This window comes from Pseudomonas putida, from assembly GCF_028682175.1.
GTDB classification, from domain to species: domain Bacteria; phylum Pseudomonadota; class Gammaproteobacteria; order Pseudomonadales; family Pseudomonadaceae; genus Aquipseudomonas; species Aquipseudomonas putida_AD.
The window spans coordinates 102,161-120,961 of record NZ_JANHKS010000007.1 but is presented as its reverse complement, the minus strand read 5'-3'; the positions used below and the strand labels follow the sequence as shown (position 1 = coordinate 120,961).

Genomic DNA, 18,801 nt, shown 5'->3' with positions numbered 1-18,801 from the left:
ACGTGAAATGAGTAGCAGCATGGAATGCGTGCAACCACAGCCACCTAATGGCAAATCAGTCCTGTTGGTAGTCGATGACTACCCTGAAAACCTGGTCACGATGCGTGCGGTCCTGCAACGACAGGACTGGGAAATCGTCACGGCCAGTTCGGGTATGGAAGCCCTGGGGCTGCTTCTGGATGTCGATGTCGACATCGTCCTGCTCGACGTACAGATGCCCGAGATGGACGGCTTCGAAGTCGCGCGGCTGATGCGCGGCAGCCAGCGAACCCGGCTGACCCCGATCATCTTCCTGACCGCCAACGAGCAGTCTCGCGATGCCGTGCACAAGGGCTACGCCAGCGGCGCGGTGGACTACCTGTTCAAACCGTTCGACCCCAACGTCCTCAAGCCCAAGGTCCAGGCGCTGCTGGAGCATCAGCAGAATCGCCGCGCCCTGCAGAAACTCAGCCGTGAGCTTGAGTCGGCGCGGGCGTTCAACGCCTCGGTGCTGGCCAATGTGGCCGAGGGCATTCTGGTGGTTGGCGAAGATGGCAACATCAGTTTTGCCAACCCCGCCATCTGCCGGCTGCTGGGCATGACCGACGGCGAGCTGCGCGGCACCTCGCTGTGCGGCTACCTGCAAGAACCCTACGTCAGCGAATGGATGGACTCGGGGTTCTATCACCACTATCGCCGCGCCGATACCTACCGTGTGCACGACGCGATCCTGCGCACGCCGGAAGGCCGCCAGGTGCCGGTTGCGCTGTCCTGCGCGCCGCTGCCCGAAGAACAGAAAGCCATGGTGTTGAGCGTGCTCGACATGTCGGTGGTGCGCGATCTGTACCGCCAGCTCGAACATCAGGCCGTGACCGATTCGCTGACCGGGCTGCTCAATCGACGTGGTTTCTACCAGACCGTCGAAGGCATGCTGTCGCGCAACGAGCACGCCGGAAAATACCTGGTGGTGCTCTATCTGGATCTGGACGGCTTCAAGCACGTCAATGATTCGCTGGGGCACGACGCCGGCGATCAGGTGCTGGTCTGGGTCGCCGAGCAGCTCAAGGAATGTCTGCGCCCCTACGACGTATTGGCGCGCATGGGTGGGGACGAGTTCGTGGTGGTCATCGACGGCCTGGACTTCCCCGAGCACGCGGCCAAGGTCGCGGAGAAACTCATCGAGCGCGTCTCGGCCCGACGTCACGTCGATGGAATCGAGGCGACTCTTGGCGCCAGTATCGGTATTGCGGTGTATCCCGATTGCGGCACCAACCTGGATGGCCTGTTGCGCGCAGCCGACATCGCCATGTACGAGGCCAAGCGGGCGGGGCGCCAGCAATACCGCTTCTATGACCAGTACATGAACGGTCGCGCGCGTTCGCGCCTGATGCTCGAAGAAAGTGTGCGCACGGCCATCGAGGGCAAGGATTTTTCCATCGTCTATCAGCCACAGATCAACGTGGTCACCGGCCGCACTCGCGGCTTCGAGGCGCTGTTGCGCTGGAATCACCCGGACGCCGGCGACGTGCCGTCGAGCCTGTTCATTCCGCTGCTGGAAGAGACACGTCTGATCAACAAGCTCGGCAGCTGGATTTTCGAGCAGGGGGCCGCGCAGCGCAAACGCTGGCAGGACGTGTTCCCCGATGATCTGGTCATGAGTGTCAGCGTGAGTCCTGCGCAGTTCAGCATGCCCAACCTGGCGGCGGAGCTTTCACGGGCCATTCACCTGCACGGCCTGAAGCCTCGGCAACTGGAGGTCGAGATCACCGAGCCGTCGCTGGTGCATAACCTGGTGCACAGCCGCAAACAGCTCCAGCAACTGCATGACATTGGCGTGCGGGTCTCGCTGGATGACTTCGGGGCGGGGGACAGCTCCCTGGCGCACTTGCGCAATCTGGATCTTGATACGCTCAAGATCGACCGGCACTTCATCGGCGGCATGATGAGTTCGCCACGGGATCTGGCGGTGGCGCGCAGCATTATCGACATGTGTCGGTTGCTCAATATCGAAGTGATAGCCGAGGGCGTCGAAACGCTGGAGCAGTATCAGTGGCTGGTCGCAAACGGTTGCCAGATCATCCAGGGCTTTTTGCTGGCGCACCCGCAGACGCCGGACGACGCGCTGCGTTTCGTCGAGCCGACCGTGCTGCCGGGCAAAGATCCGCTGCTTGGCCATGATTGAAGCGCTAGACTGGCGCCTTTTCCGTTTCCTGACCTCACCATGACCGTTACCGCCGTCACGCCACTCAAGTACCTGCAGGCCTATCCGGCGTCGCTGCAGGATCAGGTTCGCCAGTTGATCGCCCAGGACAAGCTGGGCGCCTACCTGCAACAGCGCTATCCCGGGCGGCATGACGTACAGAGCGACAAGGCGCTGTACGCCTACGCCCTGGCCCTCAAGCAGGAACACCTGCGCAATGCGCCGACCATCGACAAGGTGCTGTTCGACAACCGCCTGGACCTCACGCACCGCGCCCTGGGGCTGCACACCACCGTGTCGCGGGTGCAGGGCGGCAAGCTCAAGGCCAAGAAGGAGATCCGCGTGGCGTCCCTGTTCAAGGACGCGGCACCGGAGTTTCTGAAGATGATCGTGGTGCACGAGCTTGCGCACTTCAAAGAGAGCGAGCACAACAAGGCGTTCTACAAATTGTGTGAGTACATGCAGCCCGGGTATCACCAGTTGGAGTTCGACCTGCGCGTGTACCTGACGTGGCGGGATATGCAGAATTAGAATCCGCCGCTGACCTGTAGGAGTGAGCTTGCTCGCGATTGCGGTGTGTCAGTCGATAGTGCAGCGTCTGGTAAACCGTAATCGCGAGCAAGCTCACTCCTACAGGGGCTGTATAACGACAATGCACTCTTCATCCACAAGGACCTGACGATGGACGTCAGCAAGACCAAGAGCAGCTTCTACCGGCGCCTGTACGTGGCGTATCTGATCGACAGCGAAATCGCCAGCAGCGTGCCGGCCCTGACCGACGTCACCGGCATGCCGCGGCGCACCGCCCAGGACACCATTGCGGCGCTGGCGGACCTGGATATCGTCTGTGAATTCGAGCAACTGGACGGTGGGCGCAATCATGCCGGCAGCTACCGGATCCGCGACTGGGGCGCCATCGACCGGCAGTGGATCGACTCGAACCTCTCGCAGATCAAGGCGGTGCTGGGGTATCCCTGAGTCAGTCCAGGTCGCGGCGCATGCCGATGTGCGGGATGCCGTCCTCGACGTACACCTCGCCTGCGGGGTTGAAGCCGTAACGGCTGTAATAGCCTTGCAGATGAGCCTGTGCGGAAAGGTAGATCGGCTGGTCGGGCCAGTTGCGTTCGGCGTGTTCCAGCGCCTGCACCATCAGTTCATGGCCCATGCCCTTGTTGCGCATCGAGGGGGCAGTCACGACCCGGCCGATGGTCACGTCACCGTCCTGCTGGATCGGGTCGAGCAGGCGCAGGTACGCGACCAGCTCCTCGCCCTGCCAGGCCATCAGGTGGCGGGTATCGCCCAGCAGGTCCTGACCATCGACGTCTTGATACCAACATTTCTGTTCCACCACGAACACCTGCGCGCGCAGCTGCAAAATGGCGTACAACTGCTCTTTGGTCAGGGCGGTGTGGTGTTTGCAAATCCAGTTGATAGACATGAAGCCGGCTCACGAAAAAAAGTCCATGCCGGATACTAAACGCTTAATGCGCCAACCCCAAATCCACAGTCTGCCTTGAACAGCCGTAGGAGCGCGCTTGCCCGCGATTGCAGTGGACCAGACAGCGCAATGTTGCATGAAATACCGCGGTCGCGGGCTACAGGAGCAGGGGAGTTGTAATTCTTGAACTGCCGCACAAACTTCATGTTCTTGTGAGTTGTGAAATCGACCGAACAGGTCTTCAATGAAGGCCAGTTGCCATCCGTTGCCTGAAGGATTCTGAGCATGTCGCGTTTGGTGCGAGCCGTGGTGCTGCTGGGAATGCTGCTGATCGCCCATGGCGCGGCGGCGCAGACACTCCGCCTGGTGGGTGATGCATGGGCGCCTTACGCCGATGTGTCGCTGCTCAACGACGGCCTCTCCACCGACCTGATTCGCACCGCACTGGGCCGCGCCGGCTACACCACCGAGTATGAACAGGTGCCGTGGGCGCGGGCGATTCATGGGGTGGGCGAGGGCCGCTATGACGTGCTGATCAACGCCTGGTACAGCGAAGATCGCGAGCAGATTGGTGAGTTTTCACAGGAGTACCTCGTCAACCGCCTGCGTTTTCTCAAGCGCAAGGAATCGACCGTCGATTATCAGAACCTCACCCAACTGCACCCGTACTCCATCGCGGTGGTGCGCAGCTATGCCTACTCGCCGGCGTTCGATAACGACACCAATCTGAAGAAAGTGCCGGTGGCGAGCTTCTCGACGGCAGTTCGGATGCTGGCGGCGGGCAGGGTCGAATTGACCGTCGAGGACGAATACGCGGCCAAAGTGGCGCTGGGGCGCGAGCCCGCCGAAGTCCGTGACAACGTCGAATTCCTGCCACGCTCACTCAGCGAAAACGGGCTGTTCATCCTCGTCAGCCTGAAAACCCCTGGCCACGACAAGATCGTGGCCGACTTCGACAAGGCCATCGCCGCGATGAAGGCCGACGGCAGCTACGACAAGCTGCTCAAGCTGCACGGTCTGTGATCTGCGGTTCTTTGACCGGGTCTTTGATCAGGTGTGCAGCCAGGGTGCGCAGCGGCCCGAGCTGGCGGCAGATCAGCGCAAGCTGGGTCTGCACAAGGCGCTGACCTTCGTCGATCTCCTCGGGCATCTGCTCCAGATCCACCGCCAGCGCCTCTTCGGCGTCACTTTGTACCGCCACCGCTTCACGGCTGGCCAGGCTCTGGGCGATTTCGTCGATGCTCGACGCCAACTGCGCCCCGGCGCCTTCGATCAACTGCTCGCGCACCTCGTCCGGAAGCTCGGTGCCCCGATGCGCGCCCAGGCCTGACAGGTAGCTGAGCAGCGTGTGGGAAAGCACCAGGAAGCGAAAGCCGACATCGGCCTCTTTGCGAAAGTGCCCGGGCTCCATCAGCATGTTGGCCAGGGTGGTCGACAGGGCGGCGTCGGCGTTGTGGGCGTTGCGCCGGGCCAGGCGATAGGCGAGGTCGTCGCTCTTGCCGCGGGCGTACTGCTGCATGATCTGGCGCAGGTAAATGCTGTTGCAGGTGAGCGTGTTGGCCAGCACCTTGTTCAGGCGCCGGCCTTGCCAGTCCGGCAGGAACAGGAACACCGCGAGGCCTGCGATCAGGCTGCCCAGCAGGGTGTCCATCAGGCGTGGCAGGAACAGGCCGTAACTGTTGCCCACCTGGTTGAAGCAGAACAGGATCATCACTGTGATCGCCGCCGTGGACAGGGTGTAGCGCGTGGTGCGGTTGACGAAGAACACCACCCCGGCCAGCACCGCGCACATCGATTGCAGAATCGGTGAGGTGACCAGGTCGAACAGAATCCAGCCCGCCGTCAGGCCGATGGCCGTACCGATGATCCGCTGCCCCAGCTTGCGCCGAGTGGCGCCGTAGCTGGGCTGGCAAACGAATACCGTGGTCAGGATGATCCAGTAGCCTTGGGAGGGATGGATCAGGTGCAGCATGATGTAGCCGACCACCAGCGCCAGAGGCAGGCGCAAGGCGTGACGGAACAACAGGGACGTCGGGGTGAGCTGCAGCCGCAGGCGGGTCCAGACATCCTTGAGGTTGCGCGGCGAGCGGTCCAGCAGGCTGCTGTCGGTGGCATCGGCCAGGGCGTCGGGGTTGCTGGCGTCGCTGAGCAGGCGGTCAAGGGTGGCGAGATTGTTGGCCAGCGCCCGCAACGAACGCAGCAGGCCGCGCCAGGCCGGGTTGCTCTGAATGCGCAGGTGCTCCAGGGACGCACGCAAATCATCCAGCGCGTGGGCGAAGCTGTCGTCGTAGACGAAGGGCTGACGCAACTGGATCGACACCGACAGATCACGACAGGCATTGCCCTGCTGGCGCAGCAGACGCTGGCAGCGGAACAGCACGTCGCTGTGGAAAAACGCCTCGGCCAGCGAGTTGTAGGGGTAGTGCGACGAGCTGGCGCGCTCGTGAATGTCCTGGGCCAGGAAGTACAGCTTCAGGTAGCGGCTGACCTTGGACCCGGGGCGACCGCTGCCGACCCGGTTGAGGATGATTTCCTTGGTCGCGTTGAGCGCGGCGACCACCTTGCCGTTCTGCTTGGCCAGCTCCAGGCGCCGGGCCTCGACGTCCAGCGTGCGAATGGGTTCGAACAGCTCGGACTTGAGCTTGAGGTACAAACCCAGTTCGCGGAACAGCCGGGCGAGCGCCTGTTGCACCGGCTGGTTGGAAAACAGCATCTGCCACAGCACCGAGAGCAGGCCATACCAGGCCGCACCCGCCACCAGCAGCATGGGTTCGTGCCAGAAATCGGTCACCTCGCCGCCGCGCTGGTCCACGCCGATCATGGTGTAGACCGAGAGAATCAGGGTGGCGTAGGCGATGGCGCCGTAGCGTTCGCCCAGGGCGCCGAGCATCGTCAGGCAGAATGCCGCGAGGGCGAAGGCGCAAATGAAGATGACGGGGTAGGGGAACAGCAGCTCGACCGACAGCGCAGCGATGCTGAAGCACACCAGGGTCACGGCCAGCGCGTTGAGACGGCCTTGCCAACTGTCGTCGGTCTCGGCCAGGGCGCTGGCGATAATCCCCAGGAACAGCGGGATGACCAGCGACATTTCGTTCTGGTACCAGCACAGGGCCATGCTGCCGGTGAGTGCGATGAATACCCGCACGCTGTAGGAAAACTTGTCCAGCGCCCAGAGGCGGCGGAAGGTGTTACGCCACGATTTCGATGCCATGTACGCCGACGGCCTGTTCGCTAGTCAATCTGCACAGAGATATGTACAGCGCCTGATGAGCGCTGTACATCTGCTTAGCAAAATTTATTCCGTGCCGTCCTTCGGACTGATGCGATACACCCGTAGCAGCACGGCTTGCCGGCGGGGCGGTGGGTCTATGACGGATATGCCGCCTGACACACCGCTCCCGCCGGCAAGCCGTGCTGCTACGGGACCGGGTTTTGCCGAAGGTCAGACGTACTGCGCCGCCGCGTACGCCGAGGCCCAGGCCCACTGGAAGTTGAAGCCGCCCAGGTGCCCGCTGACGTCCAGCACTTCGCCGATGAAATACAGCCCCGGCGATTTCAGCGATTCCATGGTCTTGGATGACACTTCACGGGTATCGATGCCGCCCAGCGTCACTTCGGCGGTGCGATAGCCTTCGGTGCCGGCTGGAACCACCTGCCAGCTCGCCAGTTTTTCGGCGATGTCGGCCAGTTCCGCGTGGGTGTACTGCTTCATCGGTTTGGACATGAACCATTGCTCGGCAATCAGGTTGGCCATCTTCTTGGTGAAGATTTCGCCGAGCAGGGTTTTCAGTTCGCTGTTGGGGCGCTGGGCCTGTTGTTCGGTCAGCCAGGCGTGGGCATCGTGGTCGGGCATCAGGTTGATTTCAACCGCGTCACCCGGATTCCAGAACGAGGAAATCTGCAGGATCGCCGGGCCGCTCAGGCCGCGGTGGGTGAACAGGATGTTCTCGCGGAAGCTGATCTCGTTGCAGCTCACCAGGCAGTCCACCGAGGTGCCGGTCAGCTCGGTGCACAGCTCTTTCAACTGGTCGGTGATGGTGAACGGCACAAGCCCTGCTCGGGTCGGCAGCAGGGTGTGACCGAACTGCTTGCCCACCTGATAGCCGAAACCGGTGGCGCCCAGCGTCGGAATCGACAGCCCGCCAGTGGCGATCACCAGCGACTGGCAACTGATGTCGCCCAGGGTGGTTTGCAACAGGTAGCCGGCGTCGGTCTTCTCGATGGTCTGCACCGAGGTGTCCATGTGCAGCGCGACGCCTGCGTCATCGCACTCGCTGAGCAGCAGGCCGAGGATGTCGCTGGACTTGTTGTCGCAAAACAGCTGGCCGAGTTTCTTCTCGTGGTACGGCACGCCGTGCTTGGCTACCAGTTCGATGAAATCCCACTGGGTGTAGCGGGCCAGGGCCGATTTGCAGAAGTGCGGGTTCTGCGACAGGAAGTTCGCAGGCTCGGTGTACATGTTGGTGAAGTTGCAGCGACCGCCACCGGACATGAGGATTTTCTTGCCCGGCTTGTTGGCGTGATCGATCAGCATCACCTTGCGGCCACGATTGGCGGCGGTGAAGGCGCACATCAAACCGGCGGCGCCGGCGCCGATGATCACAACGTCAGTAACGGGCAAAGCGGTGTCCTCGGGTGTTCTGAAAGTTTTGCAGTGTTTGTGAATACGTCATCGCGAGCAAGCTCACTCCTACAGGTTACGCGCGGACCTGTAGGAGTGAGCTTGCTCGCGATGAGGGCGGTGCGGTGTTGCGTGCTTAGAGAATCCGCACCCGCAACGACTTGCCCTTGATCTTGCCGTTGTTCAGACGCTCCAGCGCCTGTTTGGCGATGCTGCGCTCCACGGCCACGTAGGCCTGGAAGTCGAAGATCGCGATCTTGCCGACCTGGGTGCCGGGGATACCCGCTTCGCCGGTCAGCGCGCCGAGGATGTCGCCCGGACGCAGTTTGTCCTTGCGGCCCGAACCGATGCACAGGGTGGTCATCGGCGGGAGCAGCTTGCCGCCTTCCTTGCGCTTGAGGTCGTCGATCTGCTGCCAGTTCAGCGAGGCTTTCTGCAGTTCTTCGATGGCGCGGGCGCGCTGGCTTTCGCCGGGTGCGACGAGGCTGACGGCAATCCCGGTTTCGCCTGCGCGACCGGTACGGCCGACGCGGTGGATGTGGATTTCAGAGTCCCGGGCCAGCTCTACGTTGATCACCATGTCCAGCGCGTCGATGTCCAGGCCGCGGGCGGCCACGTCGGTGGCGACCAGCACCGAAGTACTGCGGTTGGCGAACATCGCCAGCACCTGGTCGCGGTCACGCTGCTCCAGATCACCGTGCAGGCCGACAGCCGACATGCCCTTGGCGGTCAGGTGATCGACCACTTCCTGCACCTGCTGCTTGGTGAAGCAGAACGCCACGCAGGACTGCGGACGGAAGTGGTCGAGGACCTTGACCACCGCTTCCAGGCGCTGCTCCGGAGAGATTTCGTAGAAGATCTGCTCGATCTGGCTGTCGGCGTGCAGCGCTTCGACCTTCACGGTCTGCGGGTCACGCATGAACTTGGACGCCAGTTGCTTGATGCCCACAGGGTACGTGGCCGAGAACAGCAGGGTCTGACGACGCTCTGGGGTCTGCTGGATGATGTCTTCGATGGCGTCGTAGAAGCCCATATCAAGCATGCGGTCGGCTTCGTCCAGCACCAGGGTGTTGAGGCCGTCGAGCACCAGCGAGCCTTTGCGCAAATGCTGCTGGATGCGCCCCGGCGTGCCGACGATGATGTGCGCGCCATGCTCCAGCGAGCCGATCTGCGGGCCGAACGGCACGCCACCGCACAGGGTCAGCACCTTGATGTTGTCTTCGGAGCGGGCCAGACGGCGGATTTCCTTGGCGACCTGATCCGCCAGCTCGCGGGTGGGGCACAGCACCAGAGCCTGGCAACCGAAGTAGCGCGGATTGATCGGATTGAGCAGGCCGACACCAAAGGCTGCGGTCTTGCCCGAGCCGGTCTTGGCCTGGGCGATGAGGTCCATGCCCTTGAGCATCACCGGCAGGCTCTGCGCCTGAATCGGCGTCATCTGGGCATAACCAAGGGACTCCAGGTTAGCCAGCATGGCGGCGGAAAGGGGCAATGAGTTGAACGCGGTGTTAGTCACAAGGGTGGCCTGCAAAACAAAATGGCGCGCAGTGTATCAGGTCGCAGCCCCTGTCTTGGGGCCGCGGGCGATAAATGGTGGAGCTTTGTTGATCGCGGACGTTCCTTTGGCAATCACTCTGTGGGAGCGGGCTAGCCCGCGAAGACGGCAGCCCTGACGGACAAAATGCTGCGGATGTTCTGGCCTCTTCGCGGGCTAGCCCGCTCCCACAGGGAAAGTTGTGTCCAAGTATTCACGGCGTGTCAGGCTTCGATCTCGGGCTCGGTCTGAGGTTTGCGTGGCGGATTTTCCGGGGGCATGCGCGGCGACAGCTGCAGGAAGATCGACGCGGCCAGCATCGCCAGCACGCCCACGCAAAGGAAGGTCAACTGGAACGCACCGAGCACGCTGCTGACTTCGCCGGTGGCAACGTCATCGGTAAACCCGCCCAGCAACGCCGCCGCGCAGGCGACGCCCAGGCTCAGGGACAACTGCGCCACCACCGACAGCAGGCTGTTGCCGCTGGCGGCGCTGGCGTCATCGAGGTCGATCAGGGTCACGGCGTTCATGGCCGAGAACTGCAGCGAGTTGACCCCGCCGAGGAACGCCAGGTGAATCAGCAGCACCCAGTAAGGCGTATCGGCATCGATCAGCGCCATGCTGGCCAGCAGCGCGCCCAGCAGCAGGGTGTTGCCGGTGAGCACGATGCGATAGCCCAGGCGCTCGATGGCCCGGGTCGCCAGGGGTTTGGCGAACATGGCCGCCAATGCCAGCGGGATCATGCTCATCCCGGCATGGGACGGCGAATACCCCAGCGCGACCTGCAGCATCAGCGGCACCAGAAACGGCAACGCGCCGCTGCCCAGCCGGGCGAACAGGTTGCCCATGATGCCCACCGCGAAACTGCGGGTACGAAACAGCGAAGCGGAAAACAGCGGCGACTCCACGTGCCCGGCTCGCAGCCAATAGGCCGCCAGGCACGCCATGCCGCCGAACAGCAGCATCACCACGCGCAAATGCGGCAGGTGCAGTTCGCCCAGGCCTTCGAGGGCGATGGTGATGAGCACCATCGACGCGCCGAACAGGGTGAACCCGACCAGATCGAACGGCGTACGGCCGCCACCCTGCAGGTCCGGGATGAACTTGCGCACGGCAAAGCAGCCGAGGATGCCGACCGGGATGTTGATCAGGAAGATCCAGTGCCAGCTGAGGATCTCCACCAGCCAGCCGCCCACGGTCGGGCCCATCAGCGGGCCGAGCAGGGCGGGCATGGTGATGAAACTGAGGATGCGCACCAGCTCGGTTCGCGGGTAGGCGCGCAGCACGATCAGCCTGCCGACCGGCATCATCAATGCGCCGCCCAGCCCCTGGACCACTCGGGCTGCGACCAGCATGCCGAGGGAATTGGCCGCCGCGCAGAGCAGCGAGCCGAAGCTGAACAAGAGGATGGCGCTGAAGAAGATCCGCTTGATCCCGAAACGGTCGGAGATCCAGCCCGAGGCCGGGATCAGCAGGGCGATGGTCAGCATGTAGGCGATGATGACCGACTGCATGCGCAGCGGGTCTTCGGACAGCGAACGGGCCATGGACGGCAGCGCGGTATTGAGGATGGTGCCATCCAGGCTTTGCATGAAAAACGCGATGGCGATCACCCAGGGCATCCAGCGCAGGGTGCGGGCGTCCAGTTGCGGCGTCGAGGTCGGCATGTGAGTCCTGGGTCCTTTGAGTGAAATGGGGCGCCTGGTAACTCGCCTCGTAGCAGCACGGCTTGCCGGCGGGAGCGGTGTATCTGTGACGAATGTGCCGTCTGACACACCGCTCCCGCCGGCAAGCCGTGCTGCTACGGGGGCGGTGGTGAATCTACAAAGTCAGCGTCAGGCGACTGACCAGCGCCCCCGGCAGCAGGTTGGAGGCTGTCTGACGTTGACTGTAGGTACTCGTCGACAGGATGAGTTCCCTCTGCGTGGTCAATTGTTCCAGTGCGCTGCCCAGCAGGCTGTAGACGCTGTCGTCGAAACGCATGGTGCTGACCGGCGCCTTGATCTTGCCGTCTTCGACCCAGAACGTCGCGAAGCGGGTCATGCCGGTCATGCGCCCGGCGGTGCGGTCGGAGAAGTTCAGGTACCACAGGTTGCTGATGTACAGCCCCGTGCCCAACTCCTTGAGCACGTCGTCCAGTGCCAGCGAGCCACCGCTCATGCTCAGTGCGCTGGGCGATTCACCCCAACCGGCGCCGTTGGCGGCCAGGCCGTATTCGGCGGCGCTGCGCGAGTCCACCAGGCGATCACGGGCTGCGCCTTCGGCTACCAGCGCAAGGTCCGAGCGCGGGTAGCCCTCGCCGGAGAACGCAGGCGACAGCGAGCCGCTGACCTGTTCATCGATGCTCACCAGCGGGCTGAGCGCGGCCTGACCGTCGTACAGGCGCTGCAAGGGGCTGGTCTTGTCGGCCAGCGACTGCGCGGAGAAACCGCCCCAGCACAGCATGCCGGTGACTTCTTCCAGTGCAGCCGGGGCCAGGTAGGCGCGGTATTGGCCGGGTGCCAGGGTGCGGGCTGGCTGACCGAGAAAGGTCAGTTGCTCGCGGGCCAGGGCGAAGCGGCTGCTGAACGCGGCGTCATCCCACTGGTGACCGGCGTAGTTGGCTTTCACCGCCTGGCCGTTTTCGTGGAACAGGCTCCAGTCGAAGTTGAAGCTGTTCGCCTGATGCCAGCCCAGCGCACCGCTCGAACTAGCGAAGCCGCGATAGATCGGCCCGGCGGCGTAGATGCCCACCAGATCCAGGCCTTCGCCCAGTTGCGCAATCTGCTCGACCACATGGGCGCTGTCAGGCAGCGGCAGGTCCTGCACGTTGCTGCTTTGCCAGGCGTCGTCGTTGAGCAGCAGCCAGGGATCGGCTGGCAGCAGCGGCAGGGTTTCGCGCAGTTGCTTGAGGGCATCGCTCAGGCGTTGGCGATCCACTTCGCTGTCGCCCGACAGTGTCAGGTTCAGGTCGGCGTGGCGGCCGTCTTCGATCAGCTTGAAATAGACACTGGCCTGCTGAACCTGCCCGGCCTGCCGCACCTTTGCGTGGTTGAAGCGGATGAAGTCCGATGCCTCGGCGTTGTAGCTGAGGGTGAAGCGTTGCGTGGCGCTGACCGCGCTGCGCAGCCAGTCAACCAGGCGGTGGAACTGATCTTGATGGGACATCAGGCGTCACCTCCGAAAACGTCGACACGGGAAAACACGCACGCAGGCGAGGCGTGCCCCACGCGGACCACCTGGTTGGGCTCGCCCTTGCCGCAGTTCGGCGTGCCAAGCACCTTGAAGGTGCTGGCATCGCCTACGGCGCTCAGGTTGCGCCAGAACTGCGCCGAGATGGCGCGGTAGTTCGGGTTTTTCACCACGCCCTTGAGTTCGCCATTTTCGATCAACTGGCCCCACTCGCAGCCGAACTGGAATTTGTTGCGGGCATCGTCAATCGACCAGGAACGGTTGGTGCTCATCAGAATGCCGTGTTCGATGCCGCCAATCAGTTGCTCCATCGACCGGTCACCCGGTTCGATGTTGAGGTTGGCCATGCGGTCGATCGGCGCGCGGTTCCAGCTGCAGGCGCGGCTGTTGGCAACGCCGTCCATGCCGCTGCGGTACTGCGACAGCGCGCCGCCCAGCGGACGTTCGAGCACGCCGTTGCGGATCAGGAACTGCTTGCTGGCCAGGGTGCCGTCGTCGTCGAAAGCGTAACTGGCCAGTTGTTCGGGGATGTCCGGGTCGAAGGTCACGTTGAGCAGGTTCGAGCCGTATTGCAGGCTGCCGAAGTCGCTGGCCTTCACGAAACTGGTGCCCGCGTAATTGCGCTCGTCGCCCAGGATGCGGTCCAGCTCCAGCGGGTGGCCGATGGATTCGTGGATCTGCAGGATCATCTGGTCCGGTGTCAGCAGCAGGTCACGGGCACCGGTCGGCGTGTTGGGCGCCATCACCAGTTGCAGCGCCTGATCGGCCACGTTGGTTGCCGCGCCGATGATCCCGCAGGAGGTGATGACTTCAGCGCCACCTTGCTGGCCGAAGTTTTCCCGGCCCAGGCTGCGGGTCTGGCTGTCCTGGCCGTCGTAGGCGGTCACGCTCAGTCCCGGGAAGACGAAGCGCTGGGCCTGACGCAGTTCGGCACCGGCGCTGTTGAGGTAGATCTGCTCGACGTTTTCCAGCCCCAGGCTGACTTGCCAGTTCACCAGCCGCTCGTCCTTGGGCACCGCCGCCGACTCGCTGCCGAGCAGGGCATAGCAGTCGCCCAGGGAGGCGAAGGCGCTGTCCAGGTTGGGTGACAGGTAATCGGCGCGAGCGGTGGCCACCGGCTGCTCGCTCAGGTCGAGCAGTGCGTGGGGCGCCAGCATGCGCGCGAGGGTTTCGGCGCGTTCAAGGGCCGCTTGCAGGCCGTGCTGGGAGATGTCGTTGGTGGCGGCGTAGGCTTCGACGCCATTGACCCGCGCCGTCAGCATCGCGCCTTCGTCGCTGCTCAGTTGCGGCGGTTCGGCGACGTTCTTGCGCACCGAGAGGTGCTGGCTGGTCTGTTTGACGTAACGCAGGGAGAAGAACTGTGCGCTGCTCTTCAACGCAGCGAACCGCTGCTTGAGCTGAGCGGAGAAATCGAACATGCGCGAAGGCTCCTGGCTGAATTCGGACGGGCAATGGGCCGAATCATAGCGCGGAAGTGTTATCACGCGGACCTTCCGTGATCGCACGGACCTGTAGGAGTGAGCTTGCTCGCGATGACGTCGGCACATCTTGCATTTTCTGCTGACTGTCCCGCCGCTATCGCGAGCAAGCTCACTCCTACAGGGGTTGTGGTGGCTTGGCTATTGCGTTTTTGTAGCCACCTCACGCATCGGCTTGCCACGCACCGGTGCATCGCCTGCCACGAAGTACTTGGCGGTGCTGCGCGGCAATGGGGTGCGGCCACGGATCTTGTCGGCAATTTTCTCGGCCATCATGATCGTCGGTGCGTTGAGGTTGCCGGTGGTGATGATCGGCATGATCGACGCATCGACCACCCGCAGGTTCTGCAACCCGTGAACCCGGCCCTGACCATCGACCACTGCCATCTCATCGGTGCCCATCTTGCACGAGCACGAAGGGTGGAAGGCGGTCTCGGCGTGTTCGCGCACGAAGGCGTCGAGCTGCTCATCGGTCTGCACGTCCAGGCCTGGGCTGATTTCGCGGCCGCGGTATTGATCCAGCGCCGGCTGGGCCATGATTTCGCGGGTCAGGCGAATGCCGTCGCGAAACTCCTGCCAGTCCTGCTCGGTGGCCATGTAGTTGAAGAGAATGCTCGGGTACTCGCGCGGGTTCTTCGACTTGAGCTGCACGCGACCACGGCTCGGCGAGCGCATGGAACCGACGTGGGCCTGGAAGCCGTGTTCTTTCACGCCATTGCTGCCGTTGTAGTTAATCGCCACCGGCAGGAAGTGATACTGAATGTTCGGCCATTCGAACTCCTCGCGGGAACGAATGAACCCACCGGCCTCGAACTGGTTGCTTGCGCCGATGCCCTTGCCCAGGAACATCCACTTGGCGCCGATGGCCGGCTGGTTCCACCACAGCAGCGACGGATACAGCGACACCGGCTCCTCGCAGGCGTATTGCAGGTACATCTCCAGGTGGTCTTGCAGGTTTTCACCTACGCCTGGGAGGTCGTGCACCAGCGGGATGTCCATCTTCTTCAGGAGATCGGCAGGGCCGACGCCGGAGCGTTGCAGGATCTGCGGCGAGGCGATGGCGCCGCTGCACAGCAGCACTTCCTTGCGGGCACGGGCCTCGATGCGGGTGTCGCTGTCCCCCACCAGATAAGCCACGCCGACCGCGCGCTTGTTGTCGAACAGAATGCGGTCGGTCAGGGCGTGGGTGACGATGGTCAGGGTGTCACGCTGCTTGGCTTCATCCAGATAGCCGCGCGCGGTGCTGGCGCGACGGCCCGCTGGGGTGACGGTGCGGTCCATCGGGCCGAAGCCTTCCTGCTGGTAGCCGTTGAGATCGTCCGTGCGTGGGTAACCGGCCTGTACGCCGGCTTCGACCATGGCGTGGAACAGCGGGTTGTTGCCGGCCTTGGGCGTGGTCACGCTGACCGGGCCTTCGCCGCCGTGGTAGTCGTTGGCGCCGATGTCGCGGGTTTCGGCCTTGCGGAAATACGGCAGGCAATCCAGGTAGGACCAGTCCTCAAGCCCCGGGTGTTTCGCCCACCCGTCGTAGTCCATGGCGTTGCCGCGGATGTAGCACATGCCGTTGATCAGCGACGAGCCGCCCAGGCCCTTGCCCCGGCCACATTCCATGCGGCGGTTGTTCATGTGCGGCTCGGGCTCGGTTTCGTAAGCCCAGTTGTAGCGACGCCCCTGCAGCGGGAAGGCCAGCGCGGCGGGCATTTGCGTGCGGAAGTCAGCGCGGTAATCCGGACCGCCGGCTTCGAGCAGCAGCACGGTGACGCCCGCGTCTTCGGTGAGACGGGCTGCCAGGGTGTTACCGGCCGAGCCGGCGCCGATGATGATGTAGTCGAATTCTTGGGACATTGATGATGCTCCCTCTTCAGAAAGTGGGCGGTCGAGAGGAACAGGGGGAGCAATATGCATGCTCGACCCCTAGCACCCCATGCTAGTGCGCTAGCCGAACTGGCGTCGGGACCTGTAGGAGTGAGCTTGCTCGCGATAGCGGCGGGTCAGTCAGCAGAGATGCAAGATGTACCGACGTCATCGCGAGCAAGCTCACTCCTACAGTGATTGCGTTCGACTGTAGGAGTGGGGCGGGTTAGAACACCGAGGCGTAATCGCCCAGCTCGACCTGTACCGATTTGATGCGCGTGTACTGCGCCAGCGAGCTGATGCCGTTTTCGCGGCCGATGCCCGACTGCTTGTAGCCACCGACCGGCATCTTGGCGTCGGATTCGCCCCAGGCGTTGATCCAGCAGATACCGGCTTCCAGCTGATGAATGACCCGGTGCGCGCGGTTGATGTCGCGGGTGACCAAGCCTGCTGCCAGGCCGAACTCAGTGTCGTTGGCGCGGCGGATCACTTCTTCTTCGGTGTCGTAGGTGAGGATGCTCATGACCGGGCCGAAGATTTCCTCTTTGACGATGGTCATCTCGTCGGTGCAGTCGGTGAACACGGTCGGCGCCACGAACGCGCCGTTGGCGAATTCGCCTTCGGTCAGACGATCACCGCCGATCAGCAGGCGTGCGCCTTCTTCCTTGCCCTTGGCGATGTAGCCCAGCACGCTTTCCATGTGCGCGAAGCTCACCAGTGGGCCGAAGTTGGTGTTGTCGTCCTGCGGGTTGCCGACGCGGATGCGCTTCGTGCGCTCGACAATCTTCGCTTCGAACGCGGCCTTCAGTGCGCTCGGCACGAACACCCGGGTGCCGTTGGTGCAGACCTGACCGGAGCTGTAGAAGTTGGCCATCATGGCGATGTCGGCGGCGCGATCCAGGTCGGCGTCGTCGAAGATGATCAGCGGCGACTTGCCGCCCAGTTCCATGGTCACTTCCTTGAGCGACGAGCTCGAAGCGCTGGCCATGACTTTCTTGCCGGTGTCGGTGCCGCCGGTGAACGATACTTTCTCGATGCGCGGGTGCTCGGTCAGCCAAGTGCCGACTTCGCGGCCGCTGCCGGTCAGCACGTTGAACACGCCGTCAGGCAGGCCGGCCTGGGTGTAGATTTCAGCGAGTTTCAAGGTGGTCAGCGAGGTGACTTCGCTTGGCTTGAAGATCATCGCGTTGCCTGCGGCCAGGGCCGGGGCGGATTTCCACAGGGCGATCTGGATCGGGTAGTTCCAGGCACCGATACCGACGGTCACGCCCAGCGGCTCGCGGCGGGTGTAGACGAACGAGGAGTTGCGCAGCGGAATCTGCTCGCCTTCGATGGCCGGCACCAGGCCTGCGTAGTATTCGAGCACGTCGGCACCGGTGACGATGTCCACGTATTTGGTTTCGGAAATCGCCTTGCCAGTGTCCAGGGTTTCCAGTTCGGCCAGTTCATCGTTGCGCTCGCGCAGGATGTCGACGGCGCGACGCAGGACGCGGGAGCGTTCCATGGCGGTCATGGCGGCCCAGATTTTCTGGCCTTTTTCGGCACTCTCCACGGCGCGTTCGACGTCGGCCTTGCTGGCGCGCTGAACCTTGGCGAGGACTTCGCCGGTGGCCGGGTTGATGGCTTCAAAGGTTGCGTCGCTGCTTGCGTTGACGTAACCACCGTCAATGTAGAGTTTTTGCAGTTCGAAACGGGCCATAGAGTCCTCGCAGTTGTCTGTGATGGGCGTTGATCCCGGGCGCCGGGCGCTGTCGGGATCGATGTTCGGCGGCCTGCCGTCTGTATCAGGAGCAGCGCGCCGCTTTTGCCAGTTGCATGTCCATGTATTCGTAGGCGATCTGTTGCGCCTGTTGGGTGTCGAAGCCGTCGCCTGACAGCGCGCCGCGCAGCCACAAACCGTCGATCAGCGCGGCCAGACCGCGGGCTGCGGTGCGTGCCTGATCCAGCGGCAGTACGCGGCGGAACTGGCAGCACAGGTTCGAGTACAGGCGGTGATCGTTGATGCGCTGTAAACGATGCAGCGACGGCGAGTGCATGCTGGTGGCCCAGAAGGCCAGCCAGGTTTTCATTGCCGGGCCGTTGACCTGGCTGGCGTCGAAGTTGCCCTCGATGATGACCATCAGGTGCGCCCTGGGGCTGTCATCGCCCAACGCCTGACGGCGTTCGGCGACGTTGACGATCAGTGCATTCATCAGATGGCGCATGGTCGCTGCGATCAGGCCGTTCTTGTCCTGAAAGTAGTGACTGATGATGCCGTTGGAGACTCCCGCCAGCTTGGCGATCAGCGCAATGCTCGCGTCCCCCATCCCGACCTGATCGACCGCCGTGAGGGTGGCCTGGATCAGCTGTTGACGACGAATGGGTTGCATACCGACCTTGGGCATCTGTGAGTCTCCTTGGCTCGCCGGGTGATCGTGAACGACTGAAAAACGGCCTTCAGTCTAGTGCTTTTTAATTGAACGTTCAATCAACAAAAAATCATGGGCGTGCGGAAAAGCCACTAACACCACCGATTCAGAATTGGAA

General features: G+C 63.0%; 14 protein-coding genes. 4 read left to right on the top strand and 10 right to left on the bottom strand.

Going from position 1 to position 18,801, the window contains the following annotated elements; translation table 11 throughout:
- Positions 1–19: 19 nt before the first annotated feature.
- The 3 genes from NPS29_RS07750 to NPS29_RS07740 all read left to right on the top strand — a co-directional run bounded on the left by NPS29_RS07750 (position 20) and on the right by NPS29_RS07740 (position 3,157).
- Positions 20–2,161, top strand: a complete 2,142-nt coding sequence (locus tag NPS29_RS07750; RefSeq protein WP_274131772.1) for a putative bifunctional diguanylate cyclase/phosphodiesterase — start codon at positions 20–22, stop codon at positions 2,159–2,161.
- A 39-nt stretch (positions 2,162–2,200) separates the two neighbouring features.
- Positions 2,201–2,710: a YgjP-like metallopeptidase domain-containing protein gene (locus NPS29_RS07745; RefSeq protein ID WP_274131771.1), complete on the top strand. Its 510-nt coding sequence runs from the start codon at positions 2,201–2,203 to the stop codon at positions 2,708–2,710.
- A gap of 150 nt (positions 2,711–2,860) precedes the next feature.
- The gene (locus NPS29_RS07740; RefSeq protein WP_274131770.1) at positions 2,861–3,157 is read left to right on the top strand and encodes a winged helix-turn-helix domain-containing protein; all 297 of its coding nucleotides are present in this window, start codon (positions 2,861–2,863) and stop codon (positions 3,155–3,157) included.
- Between the two features lies 1 nt (position 3,158).
- Here the strand turns inward: NPS29_RS07740 and NPS29_RS07735 are convergent, their stop codons facing one another.
- Positions 3,159–3,617, bottom strand: coding sequence for a GNAT family N-acetyltransferase (locus NPS29_RS07735; protein ID WP_274131768.1), 459 nt, complete (start codon positions 3,615–3,617; stop codon positions 3,159–3,161).
- 285 nt (positions 3,618–3,902) lie between these two features.
- On the opposite strand from NPS29_RS07735, the gene NPS29_RS07730 reads away from it, so the two are divergent.
- Positions 3,903–4,640, top strand: coding sequence for a substrate-binding periplasmic protein (locus NPS29_RS07730; protein ID WP_274131767.1), 738 nt, complete (start codon positions 3,903–3,905; stop codon positions 4,638–4,640).
- Here NPS29_RS07730 and yccS read toward each other — a convergent pair.
- The 9 genes from yccS to betI form a co-directional block, all read right to left on the bottom strand.
- The gene (yccS, locus tag NPS29_RS07725; protein WP_274131765.1) at positions 4,621–6,828 is read right to left on the bottom strand and encodes a YccS family putative transporter; all 2,208 of its coding nucleotides are present in this window, start codon (positions 6,826–6,828) and stop codon (positions 4,621–4,623) included. The two genes, NPS29_RS07730 and yccS, sit on opposite strands and share 20 nt — an antisense overlap.
- A gap of 231 nt (positions 6,829–7,059) precedes the next feature.
- Positions 7,060–8,238 carry an NAD(P)/FAD-dependent oxidoreductase gene (locus tag NPS29_RS07720; RefSeq protein ID WP_274131763.1) on the bottom strand — a complete coding sequence of 393 codons (1,179 nt, stop codon included), beginning with the start codon at positions 8,236–8,238 and terminating at the stop codon, positions 7,060–7,062.
- Between the two features lie 136 nt (positions 8,239–8,374).
- Positions 8,375–9,754 carry an ATP-dependent RNA helicase DbpA gene (dbpA, locus tag NPS29_RS07715; RefSeq protein WP_274131761.1) on the bottom strand — a complete coding sequence of 460 codons (1,380 nt, stop codon included), beginning with the start codon at positions 9,752–9,754 and terminating at the stop codon, positions 8,375–8,377.
- 242 nt (positions 9,755–9,996) lie between these two features.
- Positions 9,997–11,439: a multidrug transporter subunit MdtD gene (mdtD, locus tag NPS29_RS07710; RefSeq protein WP_274131760.1), complete on the bottom strand. Its 1,443-nt coding sequence runs from the start codon at positions 11,437–11,439 to the stop codon at positions 9,997–9,999.
- A 154-nt stretch (positions 11,440–11,593) separates the two neighbouring features.
- Positions 11,594–12,919 (bottom strand): TldD/PmbA family protein, encoded by a 1,326-nt coding sequence (locus NPS29_RS07705; protein WP_274131759.1) that lies wholly within the window; start codon positions 12,917–12,919, stop codon positions 11,594–11,596.
- Positions 12,919–14,361: a TldD/PmbA family protein gene (locus tag NPS29_RS07700; RefSeq protein WP_274131758.1), complete on the bottom strand. Its 1,443-nt coding sequence runs from the start codon at positions 14,359–14,361 to the stop codon at positions 12,919–12,921. The genes NPS29_RS07705 and NPS29_RS07700 overlap by 1 nt, the downstream gene beginning before the upstream one ends.
- A 201-nt stretch (positions 14,362–14,562) precedes the next feature.
- Positions 14,563–16,266 (bottom strand): choline dehydrogenase, encoded by a 1,704-nt coding sequence (gene betA, locus NPS29_RS07695; protein WP_274131756.1) that lies wholly within the window; start codon positions 16,264–16,266, stop codon positions 14,563–14,565.
- A gap of 235 nt (positions 16,267–16,501) precedes the next feature.
- Positions 16,502–17,974, bottom strand: coding sequence for a betaine-aldehyde dehydrogenase (betB, locus tag NPS29_RS07690; RefSeq protein ID WP_274131755.1), 1,473 nt, complete (start codon positions 17,972–17,974; stop codon positions 16,502–16,504).
- A gap of 85 nt (positions 17,975–18,059) precedes the next feature.
- Positions 18,060–18,659 (bottom strand): transcriptional regulator BetI, encoded by a 600-nt coding sequence (gene betI / locus NPS29_RS07685; RefSeq protein ID WP_274131754.1) that lies wholly within the window; start codon positions 18,657–18,659, stop codon positions 18,060–18,062.
- Between the last annotated feature and the right edge of the window lie 142 nt (positions 18,660–18,801).